This is a genomic window from Arthrobacter sp. UYEF3 (genome assembly GCF_040546245.1).
Lineage (GTDB): Bacteria > Actinomycetota > Actinomycetes > Actinomycetales > Micrococcaceae > Arthrobacter.
In genome coordinates, this window is sequence record NZ_JBEPNK010000045.1 from 1 (window position 1) to 9,966 (window position 9,966).

General features: G+C 61.2%; 11 protein-coding genes and 2 pseudogenes. 3 read left to right on the plus strand and 10 right to left on the minus strand.

Going from position 1 to position 9,966, the window contains the following annotated elements; all coding sequences use genetic code 11:
• Window positions 1–371: 371 nt before the first annotated feature.
• Window positions 372–808, plus strand: a pseudogene (locus tag ABIB14_RS18265) (transposase); the annotation flags it as partial.
• 177 nt (window positions 809–985) lie between these two features.
• On the opposite strand, the gene ABIB14_RS18270 reads toward ABIB14_RS18265, so the two are convergent.
• From ABIB14_RS18270 to ABIB14_RS18310, 9 genes and pseudogenes are all read right to left on the minus strand, one after another.
• Entirely contained in the window at window positions 986–1,648 is a 663-nt protein-coding gene (locus tag ABIB14_RS18270; RefSeq protein ID WP_354237323.1) for a TetR/AcrR family transcriptional regulator, read from the minus strand.
• Between the two features lie 98 nt (window positions 1,649–1,746).
• Window positions 1,747–2,652 carry a GIY-YIG nuclease family protein gene (locus ABIB14_RS18275; RefSeq protein ID WP_354237324.1) on the minus strand — a complete coding sequence of 302 codons (906 nt, stop codon included), beginning with the start codon at window positions 2,650–2,652 and terminating at the stop codon, window positions 1,747–1,749.
• A 173-nt stretch (window positions 2,653–2,825) separates the two neighbouring features.
• Window positions 2,826–3,128 (minus strand): annotated as a pseudogene (locus ABIB14_RS18280) (protein NO VEIN domain-containing protein); the annotation flags it as partial.
• A gap of 18 nt (window positions 3,129–3,146) precedes the next feature.
• Complete coding sequence (locus tag ABIB14_RS18285; RefSeq protein ID WP_354237325.1) at window positions 3,147–3,659, minus strand: hypothetical protein; 513 nt, start codon at window positions 3,657–3,659, stop codon at window positions 3,147–3,149.
• A gap of 349 nt (window positions 3,660–4,008) precedes the next feature.
• On the minus strand, window positions 4,009–4,677 hold the full coding sequence (locus ABIB14_RS18290) for a GntR family transcriptional regulator (protein WP_354237326.1): 669 nt from the start codon (window positions 4,675–4,677) through the stop codon (window positions 4,009–4,011).
• Window positions 4,678–4,783: 106 nt separating this feature from the next.
• On the minus strand, window positions 4,784–5,941 hold the full coding sequence (locus ABIB14_RS18295) for an NAD(P)/FAD-dependent oxidoreductase (protein ID WP_354237327.1): 1,158 nt from the start codon (window positions 5,939–5,941) through the stop codon (window positions 4,784–4,786).
• 23 nt (window positions 5,942–5,964) lie between these two features.
• Window positions 5,965–6,738 (minus strand): amino acid ABC transporter ATP-binding protein, encoded by a 774-nt coding sequence (locus tag ABIB14_RS18300; protein ID WP_354237328.1) that lies wholly within the window; start codon window positions 6,736–6,738, stop codon window positions 5,965–5,967.
• Window positions 6,738–7,706 carry an amino acid ABC transporter permease gene (locus ABIB14_RS18305; protein ID WP_354237329.1) on the minus strand — a complete coding sequence of 323 codons (969 nt, stop codon included), beginning with the start codon at window positions 7,704–7,706 and terminating at the stop codon, window positions 6,738–6,740. Before ABIB14_RS18305 ends, ABIB14_RS18300 begins: the two co-directional genes overlap by 1 nt.
• The gene (locus tag ABIB14_RS18310; protein WP_354237330.1) at window positions 7,703–8,611 is read right to left on the minus strand and encodes an ABC transporter substrate-binding protein; all 909 of its coding nucleotides are present in this window, start codon (window positions 8,609–8,611) and stop codon (window positions 7,703–7,705) included. The genes ABIB14_RS18305 and ABIB14_RS18310 overlap by 4 nt, the downstream gene beginning before the upstream one ends.
• Window positions 8,612–8,712: 101 nt before the next feature.
• On the opposite strand from ABIB14_RS18310, the gene ABIB14_RS18315 reads away from it, so the two are divergent.
• Together ABIB14_RS18315 and ABIB14_RS18320 are read left to right on the plus strand one after the other, a co-directional pair.
• Window positions 8,713–9,090, plus strand: a complete 378-nt coding sequence (locus ABIB14_RS18315) for a RidA family protein (RefSeq protein ID WP_354237331.1) — start codon at window positions 8,713–8,715, stop codon at window positions 9,088–9,090.
• Complete coding sequence (locus tag ABIB14_RS18320; RefSeq protein WP_354237332.1) at window positions 9,087–9,392, plus strand: hypothetical protein; 306 nt, start codon at window positions 9,087–9,089, stop codon at window positions 9,390–9,392. The genes ABIB14_RS18315 and ABIB14_RS18320 overlap by 4 nt, the downstream gene beginning before the upstream one ends.
• Window positions 9,393–9,602: 210 nt before the next feature.
• On the opposite strand, the gene ABIB14_RS18325 is transcribed toward ABIB14_RS18320, so the two are convergent.
• Window positions 9,603–9,749, minus strand: coding sequence for a hypothetical protein (locus ABIB14_RS18325; protein ID WP_354237333.1), 147 nt, complete (start codon window positions 9,747–9,749; stop codon window positions 9,603–9,605).
• Between the last annotated feature and the right edge of the window lie 217 nt (window positions 9,750–9,966).

Below are 9,966 nucleotides of genomic sequence, written 5' to 3' on the forward strand. Positions count from 1 at the left end.
AGTGGCTCCCAACCACACCACCACTGGCTCTCTTCCGCACGATCGCTGGCTCTGAACCGCACGATCGGGTGGCTCTCAAGGCATCAAATACTCAGCTGTGCCCGACGGAGCCGGGGCAACCCGAAGGGCAGGCGGCGGAGGGGTTGTGGGAGGAAATAAGCGCAGCGCCGAGCGCGATCCGTTGGGTGCGCGGCCGTCCGCAGGACGGTTGAGCCGGTGGAGCGGGCACGTAGGATCCAACGGACAGCAGCAAAAAAGGAAAGAAGAATGTTTGTACTGCCCGAGCACAGCGAGGCCCTGTTGATTCTGTTGCGCCACTCAGATTTGTAATGTTCGGCGTCATGGCAGTCGCTCTTTTGACAGCCCTCTTTGTGGAGCGATGGGTGAAACGGCGAGACGGGAAACTGGAAGCACTGGCCGGGGAGCTGTTGGCCCCGGGTAGTGCCTTCGCGTTTTTGGCTAAAACCGGAGCCGGTTGTTTCCGGATTCGATGATGGAGGACCTTTTCAGGTCATCGAGGGGGCGTCCGTCGATCCCGGCGTCGGTGATCGGTTCGGTACTGGTTCTTCAGGCGTTGGAAGGACTCTCGGACCGGGTAACGGCCGAGGCGCTGACCTTTGATCTGCGGTGGAAGGCTGCGTGCGGGTACGGGCTCAACGATGCCGCTTTCCATCCCTCGACGTTGACGTATTGGCGGAAGCGGTTGGCCGTGAGTGACCGTCCGCACCGGATCACCGAAGCCGTCTTTGAGGTCATCACGGCGACCGGGGTGTTAAATGGCAGGCACCGGCGGGCCGTGGATTCCACGGGTGCTCACCCCGCAGCGGGACGTCCCGGTCCGCCCGCGGAGGGCGGCAGTGAATCAACGAACGGCTGTCCTGTATTCGATGCATGATCCCTGCGACGGCAGTGCGCCCAGCGACTTTAAAGGCCCTTGTATTCCTTGGGCCGGGAAGGATCTCAAACGGTGTCCTGCGAACGATCGTTACCCGACATCCAATGCTGCAGCTTCGGAGCCGGACGCGTATCGCACCGCGTCCAGACAGATTGTCGTGTATCGCTCGGCCACGTCGACAGCTGAGAGCGGGCCGTCGACCTTGAACCATGACGCGACGGAAGTACACATCGTCACTACCGCCCTCGCTGACTCACGTGGATATGGCGTACGAAAGATTCTTTGTTCATGTCCACGCTGAACAGCCTGTGTGAAAATGCCCTGGATCTGATCGCGAAGTTGAATGATCTGCTCCCGGTTTTCCGGCTCCAAACTTCGAAGTTCGTTGTCCACAACAAAACTGGGCACCTGGTGCGTGGCGTGCTGGTAGACGTGTGATCTTACGGCGGCCACCAGTTGGGAATAGGGGTCTTCGCCCGCCGCCGCGCATGCGTCGATCGTCGTCTGTAAGGACCAGCGCATGAAACGGTCCATGATTTCGCGAAGGATTTCCTGTTTGGAATCGTAATGATAGTATGGCGCGCCGACCGTCACTCCGGCCCCTGAGCTTATGCTTCTCATGGTGGTGCCGTGATATCCGTTCTTATAGAACGCATTCTCTGCCGCGGTAATCACGGCTTGTCGCACGGGCTCTTTGAATAGGGGAAGTTGGCTCGCTCGGACAACGCTGAACGGATCGTGACTTGGTGCCATGGATGTCATCCTACTTGGCCGTTCTTGTTGGAAAGTGAGCTTCTGTCTGCTCGGGGCCAAGCTTTGCGGGCTCGAGCGCTGGGTACTGAGATAGCCGTTCAAACTCGATCGGGAGATGGTGTTGCTGTGTCGAGGTTCATCCGTTCCAGCTCATCCAGCGTCTTTCCGGCCGCGTTCTTCCATGAGGTCCTGCCGTTTAGTGATCGACCCACCAGAGTCACGCCGGCGGCGGTAGGGCTATTGAACAAATGGTCCTTCAACAAGGTCAGCCGGTCACTCGTAATTTCTACGACTCCCTGCTCCTTAAGCTTTCGCCGCAAATTTACGATCCAAGCCTGGCATCCGTTCGATTCCAGGGGACGGCCGTATGATCCGGCCTGCACGACCAGCCCCTCCGGGGTTAGCGTTCCCCTTCCCTCACATCCTTGACTGGTGAAGGAAAGGTAGTGCGCCGAGGAAACGGCTGATTGCAGCGGCACGAGGTTTGACTCATGCTTTTGGAGCGGCTCCATCACGGGGAACCCGAGCGTCGTTAGGAGCACGGAAATGGTGTCCAGGTATTCGTTGCAATCAGCCTCCAGCGGGGCGGGGGTGTGCCGGTTGGAGGCCCCGTTCCCGTTCATGAGCTTGAACCTATCGGACCGGAGCGATTTGTCGATGGCCTGCCATTCCATGTACCCCACATGGGTGTCGGTCCATGTATTGGTCAATGAGACGGCGACCAAGGCCCGCTCCCAATAGTCTTTGGTCACCGTGTGCTGCTTCAACCGACCGCCGACGTTTCCTGTTTGGCCGATGTAGCAAACCTCAGAGGCGTCCTCCGAGGCGCCGAAGAGAAAGTAGAGACCGACTTGGGAGGCCTCGGGCATTTTGAGGAATTCGGTCAGTAGCGTTCGTGGGACGTCAAAGACGCGCACCGTGCGCGTGGTGATTTCAGCCATTCGGATGCCGGCTGGATCACCCTGGGGCAGATAGATCTGTATGGTTTGGGGACGGCTGATCAAGATAGTTTCTTCTCATTTCGTATCTTGATGTAGGAGGGGCAGCGGGGCAACCTTGTACCGCGGCCTAAGCATGGAAAACCGTCAACTGGTTTGACGAGCATCCACCCTCTGAGCGGTGCAGTGGCAGGCGGGATCCGGCGGACCAACCAGGGGGTGTCTTTGCCCAGTCGTCGTCAGGTCGCCTCGCCGGGGAGCGTCCAGTCGAAGTCACGGGGAAGGAGTTGCCCGTCGTCTGGATTGAAGGGAAGAACCCTGAAGACCCCTGCCCCAGGATCTACCACCCCGTCCGTCATCCGCATCCCGGACCACACGCCCATCATGCAGAGTCCCGGATACTGGCGGGCGTGATCGACCTCATTGCGCGTGACGATGACCGAATCCCCTCTGCTCTGGGTGCCTTTCGCTTCAAGGTAGATCCGCTCAGCACCCCTGGCCGCTTCAGCGTCGTAGGGACGATTATGCCGGGTATCTGTAACCGTCCAGCCAAGGTCTCGTTAATACCGCATCAAACGATCCTGTGCCGCGTTCTCAATCGCCCTGCGGACTTCGGCGTCCATTTGCAGCCCTTGGCCCACAGCACCTGGTAGATCCCACGCCTCAGGTAGGTCCGCGTCTACCGCGCCGGCCATCTCAGGGTCCGGGCCATACATAATTGAGTTCCTGCTGCCAGGCGCGTATTCGACCTGCGTTCCGATCAGGGCTTCGTGAATGGAGTGTCCGGCCGGCAGGACGCGGCCTCTGAGAGCCTTCTTTGGCGCCCGTGTGTTACCTACCAGGATCACGTGATCCGGGTCCTTGAGTTCCGCGACCAGCACGACCCGACCTTGGTAGTTGAGTGCTGCCCAACGCTCATCTGAGATACTCTTCGCGCTCAGGAACCAGTCTCCCCGATTGTTAGCCCAGAGCTGCTCCGGTGTTGCGTCAGGGTCGTAGCCGTACCAATCACGTCCAAGCGGATCATCGCCCTCTGCAGTCGTTCGGTCGCTGAGCCTGATGTTGATAACCATGAATCGAGTATCGCCGATCGATGTCAGCGAACCGTACACGACGGCGGTGGTACCTGGTGCCTTCCGCTCGACTGACCCCGGCCGGCGTCACGTCAGGGGATCCTTTATCAAGACGGACGGTCTGGCCGTCCCGGGGCTGGTCGAGTCGCCCCATTTGTCATTTTCGGAAGTCGTCTGAACCGTTTCAAGCCGCAGAATTACTCCAGTGCAGGGCTGTTGGCATCGGTTTGTCAGAAGTCCTTTGCACCAACGGCATTTTCTTCAGAAGCCGGCTGCACGAGCTTGAACCATCGTCAAGAGCCGACTGCACCACCCGCTTCAGCCGTGACATCGCCTTGCGGCGCCGCGTTTACTTCGCTGCCCGCGGCGGTGCGATGAGGCTGTCGAGCATTTGTTGTTCGGCAATGTTTAGGCGCTGGGCGAGATGTTCTTTTGCCTGTTTGATTTCGCGGGCCAGGATCAGGTCGCTGAACTCCTGGTGCTGTGCGAGACCCTCCGAGGTGGCTCCGCCGTCGGCCTCCAGATGTGTCATTGCCAGGCGGAGCCGGCCCATCAGTGAGGTGTGGGCTTCTGAAAGGATGTGGGAGTTCAGGAAGGCCACCGTCTGTGCGTGGCATTGTGTATCGGCCTCTACAAACCCGGGGATGTCCCCCTTTTCCACCGCTTCACGCATCTGCGCCACTGCTTGTTTCAGTCCCAGTAACGCCTCATCGGAGGCATCGGCGGACGCCTCCACACCGGCAAGTTCGAGCACCCGGCGGGCCTGATAAATTTCGGCCACGTCGGCGGCATCGAGGCTCAGGACTTCCAGTACCCGGGTTGCGGGATTGCGGACGAGGAGCCCTTCCAGGACCAGTGAATTCAGCGCCTGACGGACCGTGGCGCGCGAAATGCCCAGTTCGCGCGCCATGGCGTCTTCGGTGATTCGTGATCCAGGCAGGATCTTCCGGCTAAGAATCTGCTCCCGGAGTGCGGCGGTGCTGAGCTCTGCCGTCGTCATGCGGTGGATCTTGTTCACGGGTGGGCTCCTACTGTTGTGGCGGTACTTCTTTATATCGGGGCTGGCGCCGCCAATGCCTGATTCACGATCCTAGGCGGCCGCCCGGAATCCGCGGCTATCGGGTTTACTGCTGTCCGGGCTTCCGAGGGGCCGCCAGCTGTACGGCGAGGGCGTTGTCGAGAAGGCGATCCGGTCGGAAATCCGCAAATAGGGGTTCCGTTTCCCCCATGATTTCTGCCGTTACGCTCACTCCGAGGAAAGGCGCGAGGGTGACACCGCTGTGGGTGGCGACCAGGTAGAGCCAGGATGCGGACGGGACCGCGCCGATAATACTGCGGCCATCTGCCGGCATGGCGCGTTCTCCGACCCGCAACTCGGTGATGGATGCGTTCTCGGTATTTCTCAGCACGCCCCGGAGTCTGCAGAGGAATTCGTGGGTGAGGGATGGGTCCGTGCGCAGTTCAGTGCCGGGCGTTGCCGTCGCGTCCAGGTCCAGGGCCTGGAGCAGGAGACGGCCGCCGCCGTCGGGCCGGATGTTCAGTGAGGGGGTGGTGAGGAGGCGGTCTATCGAGGTGGGCAGGGGGTTTGTGACGGCGAGGTAGCCCACGGTAACGTCGCCGGGCTCCTGGTAGTCCGTCATGACCGGTCCAAGTCCGGCTGCGGCCGTAATCGTGTTGGTCCAGCGGCCGGCAGCGCTGATGACCTTGTCGGCGAGGATGGTGGATCCGTCGCTGAGGCCCAGTCGCACGCCACCGGGTGCTTCACGGAAGTTCTCCACCGCGACACCGGACAGGATTTTTACCCCTGATTCTTGGACGCGGCGAAGCTGATGGCGGATGTACAGGCTGGGATAGCAGTGGGCTTCCCGGGGAAAGTATGCCGCCACCCCGGCGCTGTCGGGGATGAGCAGGTCAGGGACGAGTTCGCGGGCGTAGGACGGGGTGATTTTATCGGCCGGGTACCCGAGTTCGCCGAGGCGTTCCAGGCGGCCCTGGAGCTCGACTACGTGCTCCGGGTCGGTGGCGAACTCGATATGGCCGGTGGGACGCAGCCAGTCGGCGCCGGAAGCGGCGAGCCGGTGGTGTGCCTCCAGCCCGGCCAGGTTCAGTTCGTAGTAGCTCTCCGGCTCCTTGTTGTTGGAATTGACCCATGCGTAGGACACGGCGGAGGTGCCTGCGCCGGGCGCCTCCTGGTCGATCAGCGTGACCTGGGCGCCGCGGGCGGCCGCTTCAGCGGCGATCGACACGCCGATCATTCCGGCACCGATGACGGCTATTCTCATTGTTTGTTCCTTAAAAGAAGGGGTCACAGGACTTTGCTCAGGAACGCCTGGGTGCGTTCTTCTCGTGGGTTGCCCAGCACGTCGCCTGGCGTGCCTGCTTCGACGACGACTCCGCCGTCCATGAAGACCACGGTGTCCGCGACTTCCCGGGCGAAACCCATCTCGTGGGTCACGACGATCATCGTCATGCCCGTCGATGCCAGGTCTTTCATGACGTCCAGGACTTCACCGACCAGTTCCGGGTCGAGGGCCGAGGTCGGTTCGTCGAAGAGCATGAGTTTGGGTTCCATGGCCAGGGCCCGGGCAATCGCGATCCGCTGTTGCTGGCCGCCGGAGAGGGAACCGGGGTAGGCGTTGCGCTTGTCGGAAAGACCAACCCGTGCAAGGAGACGTTCGGCACGTTCCTGCACCCTTGCCTTGGGTTCATTCTTGACCCCGATCGGCGCTTCCATAATGTTCTGCAGCACGGTCATGTGGGGGAAGAGATTGAACTGCTGGAACACCATGCCCACCTCCGAACGCATCCGGGCGATGTCTTTGGGGCGAAGTTCGTGAAGGGCCCCGGCGTGTTCGCGGTACCCGACGAGGTCGCCGTCAACCGCGATCCGCCCTGCCGATACGGTATCCAGGTGGTTAATGAGGCGCAGAAAGGTTGATTTGCCTGATCCGGACGGGCCCAGCAGCGTCATCACTTCGCCTCGCCGGACTTCCAGGTTGATGCCTTTGAGGACTTCGTTGTGGCCGAACGACTTCCAGACGTTGGTGGCGGTGACCATCATTTCGGGTGTGTGGGTCATCAGATTCTCCTCCCGGCGGCCGCGTCAGTGGTGCCGCGTCGTTTTTGCAGCTCCAGGATGCGTCGAAGCATGCCGTTGCTTTGGTCCCGGGTGCTTCTGCCGTAGTGGCGTTCGGTGTAGTACTGGCCAACAGTCATCACCGAGGTGACAATCAGATACCAGATGGAGGCCGTGATCAGCAGCGGAATGGTTTGGAAGTTCTCGGCGTAAATCAACTGGGTGGCGTAGAGCAGTTCCGGGAAGGACAGCACACTCACCAGGGACGTTGTCTTGAGCATCGAAATCGCGTTGTTTGCCGTCGGCGGCACAATCACGCTCATCGCCTGCGGAAGAACGATGCGCCGCAACGCGCGCATGTTCGACATGCCAAGGGCATGGGCGGCCTCCGTCTGTCCTTTACCGACGGAGACGATGCCGGCACGGACGATTTCCGCCATGTAGGCGGCCTCGTTCAATCCGAGGCCCAGAATCGCCGCAACCACCGGGGTGATCAGCGAGTTGGTGTCCATGGCGAACAACGTAGGTCCGCCCGGCACTCCCAGGCTGAGCAGCGGGTAAAGCGCGGAAATGTAGCCCCAGAACAGCAGCTGGACGAAAATGGGCGTCCCGCGGAAGAACCAGATGTACAGGCCCGCGGCGCCTTGGAGGGCCGGATTGGTACTCAACCGCATCACGGCCAGAACGATGCCGAGCACGACGCCCAGGAGCATGGCAACGACGGTCAACTGCAGGGTGTTCACCAGACCCGCCAGCACCCGCGGTGACATGAAGTACTCGCCGACGACGGGCCAACCGAAGTTCGGATTGGTCGCCACAGACTGGATCGCCAGCGCAGCAAAAATGAGGATCAGAACATAGGAGGCCCAGCGACCTGGCCGTTTAAGCTTGATGACCCGTTCGGGTTCGTGCTGCCGCCCCGGAACCCGTGCCGCCTGGCCCGGCAGTAGCGGTTCAGTGCCGGTCTTCACGATCGGGCACCGTTAATTTCGGATTTATCGATCTTGATGGCATCCAGATTCCACTTGCTCAGCAATGAACCGTACGTGCCGTTCTGGATCAACTCATTGATGGCGGCGTTGACAGCAGCCGTCAGCTTGCTGTCCTTGGGCAGGGCGGCGCCGCCCGGGTTCGGGTTTTTCAGCAGTGGACCGACGGCTTCGAACTTCTCCGGGTTCTTTTTCGCAGCGTCGGCCAGCGGCGGTGCGTCGAGCATGACCCCGTCGATACGGCCGCTCTGCAGGGCCAGCTCCGCCTGGGGTGCGTTCTGGTAGACCTCGGCAGTTGGCGCCGGCTTGTTGGCCGACGTGCACGCACTCTCCTGGCCGGGGAGGAACGTCGTCTGTTGCAGTGAACCGCGGATTACGCCGATGCGGGCCCCGCAGGTCTGGTCAGCGGCGAGGGACTTCGGATTGCCCTTGCCGACCAGCAGCAACGTGCCGTTCCAGTAATACGTGGCGAAGTCCACGGTCTTCTCGCGTTCCTTGGTGTCCCCAATGGATGACATCGCCAGATCGACCTTGCTGGCGGCCAGTGAGGGAATCAGCGCATCGAAAGATGTCGGGACGAATTCGACCTTCAGGCCCAGCAGATCACCGACCGCGGTGGCCAAGTCGGGGTCCAGTCCAACAATGGTCTTCCCGTCCGTATCCATTGATTCAAATGGAGCATACGTAGGGTCAGTGGCGACCCGCATTTTCCCTGCCTGCCGGATGTTTTCCGGCACGAGAGCCGCGAGCCTGGCGTCGGCGGCCGCAGACGGAGTCGGAGATGCAGCCGGTGCACCTGATGAGACACCGCCGCAGCCAGTCAGCGCCAGCACGCCGATAACGGCGGTGAGGCCGGTGTGACCCAGAAATTTCGGTTGCAAGCTCATGCTATCCCTCCTAGTATCAGACTGTCTGACAGTCTAAGTGTCATACTTCACATCCAAGCCGTCAAGAGGCGGCCCCAAGCTTCAATGCAGAAAGTTCACAAATGAAAAAGGAAATTCAAACCCCGCTCGCCCCTGTGCCCGTCGGCCCCTATTCCCAGGCGGTCCGCGTCGGTCCCTTCATATACCTCGCAGGCCAGGGCGGCTTTACTGCCGCCCGTGAGCTCGTCGCCGAAGATGTCGGGGCCCAGACAAAACAGGCCTTCACCAACCTGAGAAACGTGCTGGAAGCCGGTGGCGGATCCCTGAAAGACCTCGTCTCGGTCCGTGTTTACCTCAGTGACGACTCGGAATTCGCGGGCATGAACGACGCCTACGCCCAGTTCTTCGAAGCCCCGTTCCCCGTGCGGACCACTGTCTCCGCAGGACTCGGACCCGGCATGAAAGTGGAAATCGACGCCGTAGCCATCATTGACGCATGACCACCCGGACCATTAGCCTCGAACGCCCTCCCGCCAGCGCAGCTGGCGTCACTGTCATGGACACTCAGGCCCCAGCCCTTGCGTCCGAGCCGGAACGCGGGCCACTGATGTGGATCGTCACAGGCTCGGACCCTCAATCCCTTCAGGACAACATCACTATCGCCGTCCGGAAGGCGGCAGATCACGCAATCCTGGCCGGAGAGGGAGGGATCCTGGTCACCCAACACGGATATGGCGACTTTACCGTTCAAGTTGACATCACCGTCCCGTACGGACAGACCATGGAGCGACGCGTCTGCTGAGAACCCAATCCGTCCACGGGGCAACCCCCGCGGACGCGAGGACGCAAGGCGCCGGACAGCCATAGCAGCCCGGCTCCCTCAAAATCCGAAGCACTTCAAACCAGGCAACCTGCGACACGGCGGGCGGATGTTCGATATATCGACGCCGAGCTCAGGCTGACATGGGGAGTGCCCTATGCGCATTTACCGGAACGGGACCGACCGGACTCGTTAGGCGTTCGCCGGGGCCTCGGCGGTCAGCGACTCGGGAGGCCGTGGCGGCAGATGGCGGTAGAGACAGGAACGGATGATCCCGGTGGCCTGCACAATCTCCGAGACGGAGAGCGGCGCCACGTCGACCTGCACTTCCGGGACCACGGCGTTGCCCCCCGCATCGCGGTTGAGCCGACCCCATCAGCGCGATCGTGGAAGTCATCCGCCGCGGCCAACTCGCCACCGTGCTGCCCGAAGCCATCACCCGAGAACAGCTCGAGCCCCACCTAGATGATTAATTCCTATTGATTTTGGGGTTTTAGTGGTCGTAGGCGGTGAGTGAGCGTTTGCGGGGTGTGTTGGTGTGCCAGTTGTGCCAGAT

Coding starts and splice junctions, on each gene's coding strand:
- ABIB14_RS18270 (WP_354237323.1), bottom strand. CDS start 1,648: ATGGCACCAAGTCACGATCCGTTCAGCGTTGTCCGAGCGAGCCAACTT.
- ABIB14_RS18285 (WP_354237325.1), bottom strand. CDS start 3,659: ATGGTTATCAACATCAGGCTCAGCGACCGAACGACTGCAGAGGGCGAT.
- ABIB14_RS18295 (WP_354237327.1), bottom strand. CDS start 5,941: ATGAGAATAGCCGTCATCGGTGCCGGAATGATCGGCGTGTCGATCGCC.
- ABIB14_RS18300 (WP_354237328.1), bottom strand. CDS start 6,738: ATGACCCACACACCCGAAATGATGGTCACCGCCACCAACGTCTGGAAG.
- ABIB14_RS18310 (WP_354237330.1), bottom strand. CDS start 8,611: ATGAGCTTGCAACCGAAATTTCTGGGTCACACCGGCCTCACCGCCGTT.
- ABIB14_RS18315 (WP_354237331.1), top strand. CDS start 8,713: ATGAAAAAGGAAATTCAAACCCCGCTCGCCCCTGTGCCCGTCGGCCCC.
- ABIB14_RS18320 (WP_354237332.1), top strand. CDS start 9,087: ATGACCACCCGGACCATTAGCCTCGAACGCCCTCCCGCCAGCGCAGCT.